The sequence below is a fragment of the Ensifer sp. EB106-05-01-XG146 genome, assembly GCF_058791875.1.
The window spans coordinates 613,409-628,978 of the sequence record NZ_JBYTDX010000001.1 but is presented as its reverse complement, the minus strand read 5'-3'; the positions used below and the strand labels follow the sequence as shown (position 1 = coordinate 628,978).

Below are 15,570 nucleotides of genomic sequence, written 5' to 3'. Positions count from 1 at the left end.
TGCTGCCAGCAAAACCATTCTAGCCGACGATGGAAAAGGCCTCGCGGGTTTCGCCCGCGGCGGTCCTGACCGGCGTCTTGCCGATCCAGCCCACATGGCGTTCGAGGATCTTTGCCGCCTCGTCGCCTCGGCCTTCGCGCAAGGCGGCGAGGATCGCGCGGTGATCGTGATCGGTGCGCGCCTCCCAGCTCGTGCGCCAGGCGGAAAACAGGAAGCGGGCGCTCGCTGCATGCAGATCATCGATCGCCGCCAGCAGCCGCGGCATGCTGCAGGGTTCGAGGATCAGCCGATGGAAGGCGCGGTTTGCCGCCTCCCAGGAGCGCACGTCGCGCGAAGTATCGGCGGCGGCCGTGGCCATCTCGGCCCGATCGAGGATCGCCGGCGTCAGATGCGGGATGGCATGGCGAAGCGCCAGAACCTCCAGCACCGCGCGCATTTCGGCGACCTCCCTCACCTCCTTCAGGTCGAAGGAGGCGACGCGAACGCCGCGGCGCGGCTCGCTGACGGCAAGGCCCTGGGCCTCCAGCCGTCGAAAGGCTTCGCGAACGGGAACGTGGCTCGCGCCGAATTCCTCGGCGATATGATCCTGCCGCAAGCGCTCCCCGGGCATCAGCATACCGGAGATGATCCGCTCGGCCAGGGCCTTGCTGATGCGACTTGCGAGCGTGTCGTCCTGCTGCTTTTCCATCGCCTACTGATAGAGCCGCGAAACAATACTGTCGAGCAAGCGCACGGGCGGTTTCGATAATTTCCAATGGTTGAGCTTTGGCCTACCATCGTATAAAAGCTCTGCCGTACGAAAGCCCCGCGCCGCGCGAACATTCCTCCCCCCGCCTGCGGCGCCTCTCCTCCCAGGGAACTGTTCCATATGACCGGTATCGATCTCATCATTTTTGATTGCGACGGCGTTCTCGTCGATTCCGAAATCATCGCATCGGAAGTCGAAGCAGCACTGCTGACAGAAGCGGGTTACCCGATCAGCGTCGAGGAAATGGCGGAGCGTTTTGCCGGCATGACCTGGCACAACACGCTGCTGCAAATCGAGAAGGAAGCAAGCATCCCGCTTTCGGCCCAGCTCATCAGCAAGGTCGACGTCATCCTCGACGAGCGCCTTGCCCGCGACCTCAACATCATCGACGGCGTCAAGCCGATGCTGGCGCAATTGACGCTGCCGCACTGCATCTGCTCCAACTCGACCTCGGCGCGACTTGCCATGATGCTCGGCAAGGTCGGCATCAAGGACCATTTCGGCCGACACATCTATTCCGCGCGCGACCTCGGCGCCGACCGCGTCAAGCCGAAGCCGGATATCTTCCTGCACGGCGCCAAGCAGATGGGCGTCGACCCGTCGCGGGTGCTGGTGATCGAGGACTCCGTGCACGGCATCCACGGTGCACGTGCCGCTGGCATGCGCGTCGTCGGCTTCACCGGCGGTTCGCACACCCACCCCTCGCATGCCGACCAGCTGACCGAAGCGGGTGCGGAAACGGTGATTTCGCGCATGACGGCGTTGCCGGGCGTGATCGCGGCCCTTTCCGCATGGTCGGAGTCGATGACGGCCTGATTGGCCGCAGGCGGTCGCACACCGCCATGCCCCTTTCGCTCCGGCTTTCGGCCGGAGCGGGAAAGAAGCCTTCGGCCAACACGGCAGACGTCCAATTAGACGCCGGGGGACATGATGACACATTGCAGTGGCGTCACGTCCCCTAGAAAATCTTCCCGGTTTTCGAGGAGCCGCGCACGAGGGCCGTACCAAGCAAGCCCCATCGGGGTATTTTTAGGAGGAAACACAATGCGTCTTTCAATGTTGACCGGCCTGACCCTGGCGGCCAGCGTCGCCTTTGGCCCGCTCGCCTTCGCCGACATCACCATTGGCGTGATCACGCCGCTCACCGGCCCGGTCGCGGCCTATGGCGAGCAGGTTAAGAACGGCGCGGAAACGGCTGCAGACGAGATCAACAAGGCTGGCGGCATCAATGGCGAGAAGATCGTGCTGAAGATGCTCGACGACGCCGGCGATCCGAAGCAGGCCGTTTCGGTTGCCAACCAGGCTGCTGGTGAAGGCATCCGCTACGTCGTCGGCCCGGTTCTGTCGGGCACCTCGATGGCGGCTTCGGACATCCTTGCCGAAAACGGCATCCTGATGGTGACACCGACGGCAACCACGCCTGACCTCACCACCCGCGGTCTCTGGAACGTGCTGCGCACCTGCGGCCGCGACGACCAGCAGGCCGAAGTCGCCGCTGCCTATGTGGTCAAGAACCTCAAGGACAAGAAGATTGCCGTCCTCCACGACAAGGCGCCTTACGGCAAGGGCCTTGCTGACGGCTTCAAGAAGGCGATCAATGCCGGCGGCATCACCGAAGTCGTTTATGAAGGCCTGAACCCGGGCGACAAGGACTTCAGCGCGATCGTTACCCGCCTGAAGTCGGAAAACGTCGATGTCGTCTACTTCGGCGGCTACCATCCGGAAGGTGGCCTGCTGGCACGCCAGATGCACGACCAGGGCGTGAAGGCGCAGATCTTCGGCGGCGACGGCCTGTCCAACACCGAGTTCTGGGCAATCGGCGGCGAAGCTGCGACCGGCACGGTCTACACCAATGCCAGCGACGCGACCAGCAACCCCGCCTCGGCTCCGGCTGTCGAAGCGCTGAAGGCGAAGAACATCCCGGCCGAAGCCTTCACGCTCAACGCCTATGCTGCCGTCCAGGTGCTGAAGGCCGGCATCGAGAAGGCAGGCTCCGCCGAAGACGCGACCGCGGTTGCAACTGCGATCAAGTCTGGCGAAGCCATCGACACGGTTCTCGGCAAGCTGACCTACAGCGAAGCCGGCGACCTGACCTCGCAGGCTTTCTCGCTCTACAAGTGGGAAGGCGGCAAGAGCGTTCCGGCTGAATAAGCCGCACACGACGGAAATGAAAACGCCGGGGCAAGCCCCGGCGTTTTTTTTGCGGCATAGGCCGCTGCTTACTTCTTCTTGCCCTTGGCCGGCGGGCCTTCGTCGAAGCCCACATAGACGGTGACATTGGATCCGGCGCCGGCCGGCAGCGTCACGTCGGCCTTGGTGAAGACGAACTGGGCCGAACCGGTTGCGGGGATTTCCACCGCATGCTGCGTCAGTTCCGAATAGAGCGTCTTGTCTTCGTCGGTTGCAGCCACGCGGATCGGCATGGTGACCTTGCCGGGACCACCGGCAGGACCGCTGACGACGCGGCCCTGGACCACGACGGTTATCGTCAACGCGCTCTCGCTCTGCACGCATTGCCGCGTGGTGTCTGCCAGGGAGGCCTGATAGACGAGCTTCGTCGGGTCGTTCTTGGCCCCCTTTGCGTAGCTGGCATGCACATTTGTGCCGTCACGAATGACGACCTGCGGGCATGCGGCCTGAACGACGGCCGGCGTCGGAGCAGCGGCACTGCCGCCTGCGTCGATCGCCCCACCGGATTGCGTCTTATTGCAGCCGGCTAGGACTGCGAGAAAAGATATTGCGAGAACAGGCCGGGAAACTTTGCCAAACACGTTGAACAACCTCTGCTGGACCGGTTGAAACTCCTTGACCGAAATCTCGGCCGGAAGACCTTTCATGGCCTTCGGGCATCGTCTATAGCAGCGACAAACTGAAAAATCGATTGGGTCAGTCCGTCCCTTCCGAATTTTCCGAAGCTAGTTTTGCGACCGGAAATTGGGTCGGTGACAAGAATAGATGCAGACTCTGTCAAGGACTGACGCAATAAGACGAGCGTGTCGCGACGACGTTTCCCAAGGTCGCCGCAATCCTTGAGGTGGGACGAAGGACAACGATGGTGAAGTATATCTCGACGCGCGGCGAAGCCGCTCCTCTCGGCTTCTGCGACGCGCTGCTTGCCGGTCTTGCGCGCGATGGCGGTCTCTATCTCCCCAAGGAATGGCCGAAGTTTTCCAAGAAGGAAATTCGCGGCCTGCGCGGCAAATCCTACCAGGACATTGCCTTTACCGTGCTCGAACCCTTCATCAATGGCGAGATCCCGGCGGCCAAGTTCCGCGAAATGATCGACGAGGCCTATGCCACCTTCCGCCACCCGGCGGTGGCGCCGCTGGTGCAGACCGGACCGAACGCCTTCGTCATGGAGCTCTTCCATGGCTCGACGCTCGCCTTCAAGGACGTGGCGATGCAACTGCTCGCCCGGCTGATGGACTATGTGCTTTCCGAACGCGGCGAGCGCGCCACCATCGTCGGCGCGACTTCGGGCGACACCGGGGGCGCCGCCATCGACGCCTTTGCCGGTCGTGAGCGCACCGACATCTTCATTCTTTTCCCGCACGGCAAAGTCTCGCCGGTGCAGCAGCGGCAGATGACGACCTCGAGCGCATCGAACGTCCATGCGATTGCAGTCAACGGCAACTTCGACGACTGCCAGAACCTCGTCAAAGCGATGTTCAACGACGCCGCCTTCCGCGACCGTGTCAAGCTTTCGGGTGTCAACTCGATCAACTGGGCGCGCATCATGGCCCAGATCGTCTATTACTTCACGACGGCGGTCGCGCTCGGCGGCCCAGACCGCAAGATCTCTTTCACGGTCCCCACCGGTAACTTCGGCGATATCTTCGCCGGCTACGTCGCCAAGCGCATGGGCCTGCCGATCGACAAGCTGATCATCGCCACCAACGAAAACGACATTCTCGCCCGCACGCTGAAGACCGGCCGCTACGAGATGCGCGACGTCAAGGCGACCACCGCACCGTCGATGGACATCCAGATCTCGTCGAACTTCGAACGGCTTCTGTTCGAGGCGAACGATCGCGACCCGGGCGAAATCCGCTCGGCGATGGACGGGCTGAAGCAGTCCGGTTCCTTCACCATCCGCGAAAAGGCGCTGAAGGCGATCCGCAAGGAGTTCCGCGCCGGTCGCGCCTCGGAGAAAGAAGTCGCCAAGACGATCGCAAAGACGCTTGCAGACACGGGCTATCTGCTCGATCCGCATAGCGCCGTCGGTGTCTTCGTCGCCGCCAAACACGAGAAGGCATCCGCTCCCATGGTGACGCTTGCCACCGCCCATCCGGCGAAATTCCCGGACGCGGTAAAATCGGCAAGTGGTATTGACCCGGCGCTTCCGACGTGGCTTGCTGACCTGATGAACAGGGAGGAGCGTTTCGATATCCTGGATCCGGACCTGAAAACCGTCGAAACCTTTATCGGCGAGCGTACCCGTCTCCGGGGGTAAGAACGAGAAGAAACGTATGATGAAAGTTGAGTGCACCCGGCTCCCTTCCGGGTTGACGGTGGTAACCGAGCACATGCCGCATCTCGAAAGTGTGGCGCTCGGCGTGTGGATCAAGTCCGGTTCGCGCAATGAAACTCTCGGCGAACATGGCATTGCCCATCTGCTGGAGCACATGGCTTTCAAGGGCACCGCGCGGCGCACCGCCCGCCAGATTGCCGAAGAGATCGAAAACGTCGGTGGCGAGGTCAATGCTGCGACCTCCACCGAAACGACCTCCTATTATGCCAGGGTTCTCAAGGACCACGTGCCGCTTGCTGTCGATATTCTCGCCGACATTCTGACCGAGTCCAGCTTCGACGAGGAAGAACTGCGCCGCGAGAAGCACGTGATCCTGCAGGAGATCGGCGCTGCCGACGACACACCCGACGATGTCGTCTTCGACCGCTTCGCCGAGACCGCCTATCGCAATCAGACCGTCGGCCGGCCGATCCTCGGCACGCCGGACACGGTCATGTCGTTCTCCGCCGACCAGATCCGGCACTATCTCGGCCGCAACTACACGACCGACCGCATGTTTGTGGTCGCCGCCGGCGCCGTCGAACACGAATCCTTTGTTCGCCAGGTCGAAGAACGCTTCTCGTCATTGCCGCGCACACCGATCGCAACGCCCGTGCTCGAAACTGCCCTCTACACCGGCGGCGAGAGCCGCGAAACCCGCGACCTGATGGACGCGCAGGTGCTGCTCGGCTTTGAAGGCAAGGCCTACCACGCGCGCGACTTCTATTGCTCGCAGATCCTCGCCAACATTCTCGGCGGCGGCATGTCCTCGCGCCTCTTCCAGGAAGTGCGCGAGCACCGTGGCCTCTGTTATTCGGTCTATGCCTTCCACTGGGGTTTCTCCGACACCGGCATCTTCGGCGTGCATGCTGCGACCGGCGGCGAGAACCTGCCGGAGCTGATGCCCGTCATCGTCGATGAACTGCGCAAATCCTCGATGAACATCGAGCAGCAGGAAATCGAGCGCGCCCGTGCCCAGATCCGCGCACAGCTTTTGATGGGTCAGGAAAGCCCGGCGGCCCGTGCCGGCCAGATCGCCCGTCAGATGATGCTCTACGGTCGCCCGATCCCGAATGAAGAACTGATGGAGCGCCTCTCCGGCATCACCATCGAGCGCCTGACCGACCTTGCCGGTCGGCTGTTCTTCGACACCACGCCGACGCTTTCGGCGATCGGCCCGCTGGAACAGCTTGCCCCGATGGGCGACATCCTGTCGTCGCTGACCGGCAAGGCCGCCGTCCCGCACGCCGTCGCAAGCTAAGACGAAGGCTGAACGGCCGGGCTCCATTTCATCAAAACGATGAAGCGATCCCGGCCTCCCAAACATTGCGCAATTTCGCACGGAAGGCGCTTTCAAGCGTCGCCTGGAAACTGCGTTCGGCCAGCCGGCGCGCAACGGATGATGACCGCATGTCCGAATGGTGAAGTCTTTGCGACTTTTCGCAAAATCGGATTCGATTTGCGCGCAAAGTTGTGCAACGTTTCGATTTGTGACGGCGCAAAGACGTGCCGTCGGGCGGATGGTACAAGGTCCTCGCGCGTAAACGGAACGGCCTCGGAGGCAGCTATGACACGATCGGTTTTTCGGTTCCTGTCGCGGCAGCCGGAGACGGTCGAAATCGCCGACCAGAATTACCTGCTCCGCCTCCCCCGCTATTCCGATTATCGCCAGTGGTATCAGCTCAGAAGCGACAGCCGCGCCTTCCTGGAGCCGTGGGAGCCGACCTGGCGCACCGACGAAATGACCGAGGGCGCCTTCCGCGGCCGGGTCGTCCGCAACGAGCAGGAATATGCCTCCGGCCAGGCGGTGCCGCTCTTCCTTTTCCACAAGCCAGGCGAGGTCCTGCTCGGCGGACTGACGATCGGCCACATTCGCCGCGGCGCCGGGCAAAACTGCATGATCGGCTACTGGATGGGCGCGCGCCACGCGGGCAAAGGCCACATGTTTGCGGCCCTCAGGCTCGCGATCCCCTACATCTTTTCGACCCTTGAGTTGCACCGTATTGAAGCAGCCTGTATTCCGGACAACTCAAGAAGCATCCGGCTCCTTGAAAAGGCCGGTTTTGAGCGTGAAGGCTATTTAAGACAGTACTTGAGAATCAACGGCCAGTGGCGAGACCATCTGCTCTTTTCTCTCCTGTCCGACGATGCCCTACCGAACAGGAATATGCCCCTTTGATGCCTCTAGCCCGCTCGCCCTTCGCCTGGTCAGCCTCCAAGCTGGCAGCGTTTCTGATAACGCTCACGACGATTTTCTGTGCGCTCGGCGGCGCGGCCCAGGCTTTGGAGCCGGTCAAGATTTCGCGCGAAGACACGGCGCTCGACCTGACGGCAACGACCGAAATCTACAGCGGCCGCAACGAAGCCTTTCAGGTTTCGACAGCACCCGGAACCGACGGCATCGTGCGCCGCATCGAAGTGCGCTCCAACAGTGCGGACCATCAGGGCGACTGGGCTGTGTTCGCGCTCGCCAACGTTTCGGCCGAACCGCTCGACCGCGTGATCGTCGCACCGCATTTCCGACTGGTGAATTCCAAGCTCTTCTGGCCGGACCTCGGCTCCAAGCGCATTCTTTCGATCACGCCGAGCGAAGGCTCCGCGCTCAGCCGCGAACCGAGCGACGAGGCGGACGTTTTCCGCATCACGCTGGCGCCGGGCGTCATCATCACCTTCGTCGCCGAGCTGGCAACACCGGAACTGCCGCAGATCTATCTCTGGGAGCCGGACTCCTACAAGGACACGGTCAACGCCTTCACGCTCTATCGCGGCATCGTGCTCGGCATTGCCGGCCTGCTTGCGGTGTTCCTGACCATCCTCTTCGTCGTCAAGGGAACCTCGATGCTGCCGGCAACGGCCGCCCTTGCCTGGGCCGTTCTCGCCTATATCTGCGTCGACTTCGGCTTCCTGTCGAAGCTCATCAGCGTGACGGCGGGGGACGAGCGAATATGGCGCGCGGGCACAGAGGTCTTCCTTGCGGCCGGCCTCGTGATCTTCCTGTTCACCTACCTCAATCTCAACCGCTGGCACCAGCATCTCGGCTATGCGACACTCGCCTGGATCCTCGGCCTCGGCCTGCTGTTCGGCGTCGCCGTCTACGACCCGGCGATCGCATCCGGCATCGCCCGCCTCTCCTTCGCGCTGACCGGCACGGTCGGCATCGTCCTGATCGCCTATCTCGGCTTCAACCGCTACGACCGCGCGATCCTTCTCGTTCCCGCCTGGCTGCTGATCCTCGTCTGGCTCTTCGGCGCCTGGCTGACGGTCACCGGCCAGCTCGCCAACGACATCGTGCAGCCGGCGCTCGGCGGTGGTCTCGTGCTGATCGTACTGTTGATCGGCTTTACCGTCATGCAGCACGCGGTCGCCGGCAGCGGCTACCAGCAGGGCCTGTTCTCCGATCTCGAGCGCCAGTCGCTGGCGCTCACCGGCTCCGGCGACACCGTCTGGGACTGGGACGTCGCCCGCGACCGGGTGGTGACGATGCCCGATATCTCGACGCAGCTCGGCCTGTCGCTCGGCAGCATGCACGGCCCCTTGCGCAACTGGCTTCCGCGGCTTCACCCTGACGATCGCGACCGCTTCCGCGCCACGCTCGACGTGTTGCTGGAACGCCGCCGCGGCAAGCTGAACCATGAATTCCGCGTACGCGCCGAGGACGGCCACTATCACTGGCTCTCGATCCGTGCCCGGCCGGTGCTTGGTGCCAACGGCGAAATCATCCGCTGCGTCGGCACGATCATCGACATTACCGAACAGCGCAACTCGGTCGAACGGCTGCTGCACAACGCCCTGCTCGACAATCTGACCGGGCTTCCGAACCGTCAGGTCTTCCTCGACCGGCTGCAGGCCATGCTCTTGATGGCCGACGGCAGCAACTCGGTCCGCCCGACGGTGCTTGCGATCGACATCGACCGCTACAAGCAGGTCAACGATCTCTTGGGCATTGCCGCCGGCGATAACATCCTCATCGCGCTGACGCGGCGCCTGCGCCGGTTGCTGCGCCCGCAGGATACGCTGGCCCGCCTCGGTGGCGACCAGTTCGGCCTGATCCTGATGTCCGAGCGCGATCCGGCCAAAGTCGCCGATTTCGCCGATGCGGTGAGCAAGGCGATCATGGTGCCCCTCAACTACGGCAACCGCGAAATCAACCTGACGGCATCGATCGGGCTCGTCTCCTGGCTCGACCAGGAACAGAGTGCGACCGGGCTTCTCGACGACGCAGAGCTCGCGATGTTCCGGGCCAAGAAGGAAGGCGGCAACCGCGTCGAGCCTTTCCGCCCGGCCTTCCGCACCTCCGGCTCGGACCGCATGCAGCTTGAAGCCGATCTCAAGAAGGCAATCGAGCGCAAGGAACTTTCTCTCGTCTACCAGCCGATCGTGCGATTGAACGATGCCGAGATCGCCGGCTTCGAGGCCCTGATGCGCTGGGATCACCCCAAGCGTGGCAACATCTCGCCGACCGAGTTCATCCCGATCGCCGAGAATTCCGACCTCATCAACCAGCTCGGCATGTTCGCCTTCGACCGGGCGACCAGTGACCTGACGGAATGGCAGCTGCAGACCGGCGACCTGCCGATCTTCGTCTCGATCAACCTTTCGAGCGCGCAGCTTCTCAACAACGAGCTCTATGACGACGTTCGTGCCATTCTCACCAAGAACCGCTGCGACCCGGGCAAGGTGAAGATGGAGCTGACGGAATCGCTGGTAATGGAAAATCCGGAGCAGGCCCGTCTCGTTCTCGAAAAGCTGAAGGAAGCCGGTCTCAAGCTGGCACTCGACGACTTCGGCACAGGCCACTCATCGCTCTCCTACCTCACCCGCTTCCCCTTCGACACGATCAAGATCGACAAGGCGCTGGTGCGCGACCCAAGCGACAAGCGCGGCATCCTCTTGCGCTCCGTCATCACGATGGCGCGCGAGCTCGACATGCAGGTGGTGGCCGAGGGCATCGAATCCGAGGACGACGCAATCCAGCTGTCGCAGATGGGCTGCGACTATGGGCAGAGCTTCCTCTTCGGTCCGCCGATCGGTTCGGAATCGATCCAGCGCCTGCTGAAGGAACGCTTTCCACTGATGAAGCGGGCGTAATCGCCAAGGCGACGCCGCTCAGCGCGCAGACCAACGTCTCCAGGCCCGTCGGTTACAATCCGACGGGCTTTTCATTTCTGCATCAAGGATCTGGGAAAGGTCGGTCAGCCGCCAATCAGGCGTGGCCGGCATCCATGGAGAGCATCGCGGCCGAGACACCCATCAGCGCCAGCGCCCGATCGTATTTGTCGTCAAGCGCCTTGTCGAAGATCAGTTCATCGCGCGCCGGGCATGTGAGCCAGCCATTCTGGGTGATTTCCGATTCGAGCTGGCCCGGTCCCCACCCGGCGTAGCCGAGCATCATTGTCGCGCGCACAGGCCCCTCCCCGCGCGAAATGGCGCGGACGATGTCGAGCGTCGCCGTCAGGCAGATATCGTCGCTGACGGGAATGCTGGAATCGCTCAGATAATCGTCGGAATGCAGCACGAAGCCGCGCCCGGTCTCGACCGGACCGCCCGCCTGAATCTGGAAATCCCGTGTTACCTGCGGGAGTCGGATCGCCTCGTCCTCATCGAGAAGATCGAGGTGAAGCAGCACGTCGGGGAAGGTCAGTTGCTGCGGCCGGTTGAGAATGAAGCCCATGGCGCCATCGTCCGAATGGGCGCAGATGAAGATGACCGTGCGAGCGAAATTGGCGTCAAACATCCCGGGCATGGCGATCAGGAACTGACCGTCAAGAAAGCCTCGCTCGCGTCTCTTTTGCGCCATCGGAGTAGCCATCATGCGAACAGCCTATCAATTCGCCGCGAAATGAAAAGCGCCTCAGCGTCGCGGCCCATAATTATTGCACGCACGGCGTTCACTTCGCCGTGTCCGATCAAGCAATTATGATCGTTGCGTCCGTCGCAGCGTCTGGAGCGGTTTTGGCAAAAGCGATATTGCTTGCCATATGATCCAGTGCTTCACCCACCAGAAAATGGCCCAGTTCATCGGCGCGGCAAGCCTTGCCGGCTGTTTTTTTCTCCCCTTCGGCGCCAACGCGGCCACCAGCGAGTGGGTCACCTCCCCCGGCGGCATGATCCGTCTGGTCGCCGCCCAGCCCAAAGAGGATGGCACGATCCCGGCGACGCTGGAGGTCAAGCTCAACCCTGGCTGGAAGACCTATTGGCGCGAGCCGGGTGCAAGCGGCATTCCCCCGCAGGTGACGCTCGACCCGGCAGGCGACGTGGAGCTGGAAAAGATCGGCTTCCCGGTGCCCAAGACGTTCGACGACGGTGTCGTGCGCTACATCGGCTATGACAGGCCGGTCGCCTTTCCGCTGACCTTGAAGCGCGTCCACGGCAGCGGCGACGTTACCATTCGCGCCTCCGTGTTCCTCGGCATCTGCGAGGACATCTGCATACCGGTTCAGGGCGAGCTAACGCTCGCCATCAAGCAAGGCGGCTTCGACAATCCGCTCGACGGCGCGCGGATCGACGATGCCGTTGCCGCGTTGCCGGAGGCGCCGTCGGCTGATTTCTCGGTGACGGCGAGCCGCTACGATGCCGACAAGGCGCTGATGCATCTGTCGGTTCGCCTGCCCGCCGACGACAAGGATCCGGAACTCTTTCTCGCCGGACCTTCAGGCATTTCGTTCGGCAAGCCCGAGATCCAGCCTGCAGGCGACAGGGCGTTAAACGCAGCCGTTCCGGTGAGGCTCACGGGCAAGGACAGGGAACTCAAAGGCAAGCCGATCGTTTTGACTGTGCGCGCCCAGGGCCGCAGCATGGAGACGACCCTTGCCTTTGATTAGGGCGCATCTATAGTCCGCCGAGTTCTCCGACGAGTGCGGAGAAGCGAGACGCAAGCAACGCAAGGAGAGTGCCGTGACCATTGCCGTCGGAGACAAGCTGCCAGCCGCAACCTTCAAGGAAAAGACCGCCGACGGTCCCGTCGAGGTCACCACCGATCAGCTCTTTGCCGGCAAGCGCGTCGTGCTCTTTGCCGTTCCCGGCGCGTTCACGCCCACCTGCTCGCTCAACCACCTGCCCGGCTATCTCGAAAACCGCGACGCGATCCTTGCCCGCGGTGTCAACGACATCGCCGTGGTCTCGGTCAACGACCTGCATGTGATGGGTGCCTGGGCGACCACGTCGGGCGGCATGGGCAAGATTCACTTCCTCTCGGACTGGAACGCCGCCTTCACCAAGGCGCTCGGTATGGACATCGACCTGTCGGCCGGCACGCTCGGTGTGCGCTCCAAGCGCTATTCGATGCTCGTCGAGGACGGCGTGGTGAAGTCGCTCAATCTCGAAGAAAGCCCTGGCCAGGCGACCGTTTCGGGCGCCGCCGCCATGCTCGAGCAGCTCTGAGCGCAGAAGCGAGTGCAAATGAAAAACGGGCCTCAGCGGCCCGTTTTTTTCATTTCACGAGAAGTGAGTCCGAACGACGCCCCTTCTTGTAGGGTTCCATGCCCTTGCGGGCGAGCTCGTCGGCGCGTTCGTTTTCCGGATGACCGGCATGGCCCTTGACCCAGTGCCATGTCACCTTGTGGCGGCGATTGGCTTCGTCCAGCCGCTGCCAGAGCTCGCCGTTTTTCACCGGCTTCTTGTCCGCAGTCTTCCAGCCGTTCTTCTTCCAGCCGTGGATCCACTTGGAGATACCGTCCATCACATATTTGCTGTCGGTGTAGAGATCGACCTCGCAGGCGCTTTTCAGGGCGTCGAGCGCCGAGATTGCCGCCAGCAGCTCCATGCGGTTGTTGGTGGTCTCGGCCTCGCCGCCGGACAGCTCCTTTTCCACCTCGCCATAGCGCAGCACAGCGCCCCAGCCGCCCGGCCCCGGATTGCCCGAGCAAGCACCGTCGGTGAAGATATCGACATGTTTCATGCCTGACCCCCGTCCCGGCGCAGGCCATATTCGGCGCTGGACGTAATCGCCCGGTGGAAGCGGATCTTCGTCAGATATTCGAGCGGATCCTTCTTGACCACCAACGCGCCCGCGGGCGTCATCAGCCAGTCGTAGAGGCGCGTCAGGAAGAAGCGCAGCGCCGAGCCGCGGCAAAGCAGCGGCAGGGCGTCGACCTCGGCGGGCGTCAGCTTGCGCACGCTCTCGTAGCCCGAAAGCATCGCCATGCCCTTGGTGATGTTGTAGGAGCCGTTCTTCTCGAAGCACCAGGAATTGAGGCAGACGGCGACGTCATAGGCGAGATAGTCGTTGCAGGCGAAGTAGAAGTCGATCAGCCCGGAGAGCTGGTCGCCGAGGAAGAAGACGTTGTCCGGAAAGAGATCGGCGTGGATGACGCCTTCCGGCAGCGATTTCGGCCAATGGCGCTCCAGATGTTCGAGCTCCGCCGATATCTCGTCCTTGAGACCTGCCTGAACCTCATCGGCGCGCGCTTCGGAATTGACCCAGAGCGGCCGCCAGCCGCCGACGGAGAGCGCATTGGTGCGCTTCAGCGCAAAGCCTTCGCCGGCGACGTGCATGGCCGCCAGCGCCTTGCCCACTTCGTGGCAGTGCTTGGCTTCGGGCTTTCTCAGCCACATGCCCTCAAGGAAGGAGATGACGGCGGCAGGGCGGCCGGAGAGCTCACCGAGTAGCTCGCCATCGGCGCGCGGCAGCGGCAGCGGGCAGGACAGCCCACGCTCGGCCAGATGATGCATGAGGCCCAGGAAGAACGGCAGGTCGCCGGCATTCACGCGCTTTTCGTAGAGCGTGAGGATGTAGGAGCCTTTGGTCGTGTGCAGCAGGAAATTGGAGTTCTCGACACCCTCGGCGATCCCCTTGTAGGAGGTCAGCTGGCCGACGTCGTAAGCGGTGAGAAAACGGGCGAGATCGTCTTCCGTAATATCGGTGTAAACGGCCAAGGGTGTCCACTCTCAAGAAAATGCGGGCAGGGAATGCGGCTTATTCGCCGTTGACGAAGGCCATGTCGGCAGCCGTCAGCGGCACGTGGCGGATCTCGCGGTTGACGAGGAAGTTCTCGTTTTCCTCGACCGTATCGGCAAGTTCCACCGAAGCGTCGTAGCGTTCGCGAAACGCCTCGATGATCTCGTTGACGATTACTTCCGGCGCAGACGCGCCGGCCGACAGGCCGACCGTAGAGATATCGCCGATTGCGTCCCAGTCGATTTCCGACGCCCGCTGGACCAGCACGGATTTTTTCGCGCCGGCCCGAAGGGCCACCTCGACAAGCCGCTTGGAATTGGACGAGTTGGGCGCGCCGACGACCAGGAACAGGTCGCAGCCGGGTGCTGCCTGCTTCACCGCCTCCTGGCGATTGGTGGTGGCGTAGCAAATCGAATCGGCGGCGGGCGCCGTCAGGTTCGGGAAGCGCTCGTGCAGCCGCTTGATGACGCCGGCGGTGTCGTCGACCGACAGTGTCGTCTGGGTGACGAAACCAAGATTGTCCGGGTCCGGCGGCTGATAGACGTCGGCGTCCTCGACGGTCTCGACCAGCGATACCGTGCCTTCAGGCAATTGGCCCATAGTGCCGATCACTTCCGGATGGCCGGCATGGCCGATCAGGACGACATGGCGGCCGAGGCGGTTGTGGCGCATCGCCTGCTTGTGGACTTTCGAGACCAGCGGACAGGTGGCGTCGAGATAGAAAAGGTTGCGGGCATCCGCGTCGGCGGGCACCGATTTCGGCACGCCATGCGCCGAAAAGACGACCGGTTGCTTGCGGTGCTCCGGCGGGATCTCGTCGAGCTCTTCAACGAAGATTGCGCCCTTGGCTTCGAGGCCTTCGACGACGTAGCGATTGTGGACGATCTCATGGCGGACATAGACCGGTGCGCCGAATTCCTTCAGCGCCAGGACGACGATCTGGATCGCGCGGTCGACGCCGGCGCAAAAGCCGCGCGGGCCGCAAAGGCGGATGGTGATCGGGGATTTTTCTGCCGCTGATGATGCCATGGATCAGGATGCCATTAGTAGGAAAACGAGCGCTGCGATCGCCGGGCCGCCCTGGATGAGGAGGATGCGCGGCTTGACCGACCACGCGCCATATATAGCGGCAACGACCACGCACACAAGGAAGAACACCTTCAGCTGAAAGGCAAAGGCGGCTTCCGCCTGGATCAACGACCAGAACAGACCGGCGGCAAGAAAGCCGTTGTAGAGCCCCTGGTTGGCCGCGAGCACCCGTGTTGTCTCGGCCTGCTCGGCCGTCATGCGGAACACGGCCCTTCCCTTCGGCCCGGTCCACAGGAACATTTCCAGCACCAGAAAACCGATATGCAGCAAGCCGGTCAAAGCAATCAATGTGTTTGCAATGATCGTCATAATTGCTCCCACCGCCGT

At 62.6% G+C, this 15,570-nt stretch carries 15 protein-coding genes; 8 read left to right on the top strand and 7 right to left on the bottom strand.

Translation table 11 applies throughout. The annotated features are described in order from the left end of the window. Window positions 1-19 precede the first annotated feature (19 nt). The gene (locus AC3WVQ_RS02920) at window positions 20-688 is read right to left on the bottom strand and encodes a GntR family transcriptional regulator (RefSeq protein WP_060603882.1); all 669 of its coding nucleotides are present in this window, start codon (window positions 686-688) and stop codon (window positions 20-22) included. Between the two features lie 180 nt (window positions 689-868). Between AC3WVQ_RS02920 and AC3WVQ_RS02915 the strand changes: the two genes are divergently transcribed. Further along, complete coding sequence (locus AC3WVQ_RS02915; RefSeq protein WP_034801280.1) at window positions 869-1,564, top strand: HAD family hydrolase; 696 nt, start codon at window positions 869-871, stop codon at window positions 1,562-1,564. 228 nt (window positions 1,565-1,792) lie between these two features. After that, window positions 1,793-2,899: an ABC transporter substrate-binding protein gene (locus tag AC3WVQ_RS02910; RefSeq protein ID WP_034801278.1), complete on the top strand. Its 1,107-nt coding sequence runs from the start codon at window positions 1,793-1,795 to the stop codon at window positions 2,897-2,899. Window positions 2,900-2,967: 68 nt separating this feature from the next. Here AC3WVQ_RS02910 and AC3WVQ_RS02905 read toward each other — a convergent pair whose 3' ends face one another. Beyond that, window positions 2,968-3,519 (bottom strand): hypothetical protein, encoded by a 552-nt coding sequence (locus AC3WVQ_RS02905; protein WP_034801474.1) that lies wholly within the window; start codon window positions 3,517-3,519, stop codon window positions 2,968-2,970. A 281-nt stretch (window positions 3,520-3,800) separates the two neighbouring features. On the opposite strand from AC3WVQ_RS02905, the gene thrC reads away from it, so the two are divergent. The 4 genes from thrC (at window position 3,801) to AC3WVQ_RS02885 (ending at window position 10,346) form a co-directional block, all read left to right on the top strand. After that, window positions 3,801-5,201, top strand: coding sequence for a threonine synthase (gene thrC / locus AC3WVQ_RS02900; RefSeq protein ID WP_060584171.1), 1,401 nt, complete (start codon window positions 3,801-3,803; stop codon window positions 5,199-5,201). 16 nt (window positions 5,202-5,217) lie between these two features. Continuing rightward, window positions 5,218-6,519, top strand: coding sequence for a M16 family metallopeptidase (locus tag AC3WVQ_RS02895; protein WP_034801274.1), 1,302 nt, complete (start codon window positions 5,218-5,220; stop codon window positions 6,517-6,519). A gap of 306 nt (window positions 6,520-6,825) precedes the next feature. After that, window positions 6,826-7,437 carry a GNAT family N-acetyltransferase gene (locus AC3WVQ_RS02890; RefSeq protein ID WP_090294764.1) on the top strand — a complete coding sequence of 204 codons (612 nt, stop codon included), beginning with the start codon at window positions 6,826-6,828 and terminating at the stop codon, window positions 7,435-7,437. Continuing rightward, window positions 7,437-10,346 carry an EAL domain-containing protein gene (locus AC3WVQ_RS02885; RefSeq protein WP_034801269.1) on the top strand — a complete coding sequence of 970 codons (2,910 nt, stop codon included), beginning with the start codon at window positions 7,437-7,439 and terminating at the stop codon, window positions 10,344-10,346. Before AC3WVQ_RS02890 ends, AC3WVQ_RS02885 begins: the two co-directional genes overlap by 1 nt. A gap of 115 nt (window positions 10,347-10,461) precedes the next feature. Here AC3WVQ_RS02885 and AC3WVQ_RS02880 read toward each other — a convergent pair whose 3' ends face one another. Then, the gene (locus tag AC3WVQ_RS02880) at window positions 10,462-11,067 is read right to left on the bottom strand and encodes a YqgE/AlgH family protein (protein WP_034801471.1); all 606 of its coding nucleotides are present in this window, start codon (window positions 11,065-11,067) and stop codon (window positions 10,462-10,464) included. A gap of 169 nt (window positions 11,068-11,236) precedes the next feature. On the opposite strand from AC3WVQ_RS02880, the gene AC3WVQ_RS02875 reads away from it, so the two are divergent. Together AC3WVQ_RS02875 and AC3WVQ_RS02870 are read left to right on the top strand one after the other, a co-directional pair. Next, entirely contained in the window at window positions 11,237-12,079 is an 843-nt protein-coding gene (locus tag AC3WVQ_RS02875; protein WP_090294765.1) for a protein-disulfide reductase DsbD domain-containing protein, read from the top strand. 73 nt (window positions 12,080-12,152) lie between these two features. Beyond that, window positions 12,153-12,638 carry a peroxiredoxin gene (locus AC3WVQ_RS02870; RefSeq protein WP_090294767.1) on the top strand — a complete coding sequence of 162 codons (486 nt, stop codon included), beginning with the start codon at window positions 12,153-12,155 and terminating at the stop codon, window positions 12,636-12,638. 49 nt (window positions 12,639-12,687) lie between these two features. On the opposite strand, the gene rnhA is transcribed toward AC3WVQ_RS02870, so the two are convergent. Genes rnhA through AC3WVQ_RS02850 form a run of 4 tightly spaced genes read right to left on the bottom strand, consistent with a single transcriptional unit; the run spans window position 12,688 to window position 15,552 of the window. Then, the gene (gene rnhA, locus AC3WVQ_RS02865) at window positions 12,688-13,155 is read right to left on the bottom strand and encodes a ribonuclease HI (protein ID WP_034801253.1); all 468 of its coding nucleotides are present in this window, start codon (window positions 13,153-13,155) and stop codon (window positions 12,688-12,690) included. Further along, window positions 13,152-14,132, bottom strand: coding sequence for a homoserine kinase (locus tag AC3WVQ_RS02860; RefSeq protein ID WP_034801252.1), 981 nt, complete (start codon window positions 14,130-14,132; stop codon window positions 13,152-13,154). The genes rnhA and AC3WVQ_RS02860 overlap by 4 nt, the downstream gene beginning before the upstream one ends. A 40-nt stretch (window positions 14,133-14,172) precedes the next feature. Beyond that, window positions 14,173-15,183 carry a 4-hydroxy-3-methylbut-2-enyl diphosphate reductase gene (gene ispH / locus AC3WVQ_RS02855; protein ID WP_090294769.1) on the bottom strand — a complete coding sequence of 337 codons (1,011 nt, stop codon included), beginning with the start codon at window positions 15,181-15,183 and terminating at the stop codon, window positions 14,173-14,175. Window positions 15,184-15,186: 3 nt separating this feature from the next. After that, window positions 15,187-15,552 carry a DUF1304 domain-containing protein gene (locus AC3WVQ_RS02850; protein WP_090294771.1) on the bottom strand — a complete coding sequence of 122 codons (366 nt, stop codon included), beginning with the start codon at window positions 15,550-15,552 and terminating at the stop codon, window positions 15,187-15,189. Window positions 15,553-15,570: the final 18 nt, after the last annotated feature.

What these genes read in the sequence shown, in the direction of transcription:
- AC3WVQ_RS02920 (WP_060603882.1), bottom strand. Translation starts at nt 688, where the DNA reads ATGGAAAAGCAGCAGGACGACACGCTCGCAAGTCGCATCAGCAAGGCC.
- AC3WVQ_RS02915 (WP_034801280.1), top strand. Translation starts at nt 869, where the DNA reads ATGACCGGTATCGATCTCATCATTTTTGATTGCGACGGCGTTCTCGTC.
- AC3WVQ_RS02910 (WP_034801278.1), top strand. Translation starts at nt 1,793, where the DNA reads ATGCGTCTTTCAATGTTGACCGGCCTGACCCTGGCGGCCAGCGTCGCC.
- thrC (WP_060584171.1), top strand. Translation starts at nt 3,801, where the DNA reads ATGGTGAAGTATATCTCGACGCGCGGCGAAGCCGCTCCTCTCGGCTTC.
- AC3WVQ_RS02895 (WP_034801274.1), top strand. Translation starts at nt 5,218, where the DNA reads ATGATGAAAGTTGAGTGCACCCGGCTCCCTTCCGGGTTGACGGTGGTA.
- AC3WVQ_RS02890 (WP_090294764.1), top strand. Translation starts at nt 6,826, where the DNA reads ATGACACGATCGGTTTTTCGGTTCCTGTCGCGGCAGCCGGAGACGGTC.
- AC3WVQ_RS02885 (WP_034801269.1), top strand. Translation starts at nt 7,437, where the DNA reads ATGCCTCTAGCCCGCTCGCCCTTCGCCTGGTCAGCCTCCAAGCTGGCA.
- AC3WVQ_RS02880 (WP_034801471.1), bottom strand. Translation starts at nt 11,067, where the DNA reads ATGGCTACTCCGATGGCGCAAAAGAGACGCGAGCGAGGCTTTCTTGAC.
- AC3WVQ_RS02875 (WP_090294765.1), top strand. Translation starts at nt 11,237, where the DNA reads ATGATCCAGTGCTTCACCCACCAGAAAATGGCCCAGTTCATCGGCGCG.
- rnhA (WP_034801253.1), bottom strand. Translation starts at nt 13,155, where the DNA reads ATGAAACATGTCGATATCTTCACCGACGGTGCTTGCTCGGGCAATCCG.
- ispH (WP_090294769.1), bottom strand. Translation starts at nt 15,183, where the DNA reads ATGGCATCATCAGCGGCAGAAAAATCCCCGATCACCATCCGCCTTTGC.
- AC3WVQ_RS02850 (WP_090294771.1), bottom strand. Translation starts at nt 15,552, where the DNA reads ATGACGATCATTGCAAACACATTGATTGCTTTGACCGGCTTGCTGCAT.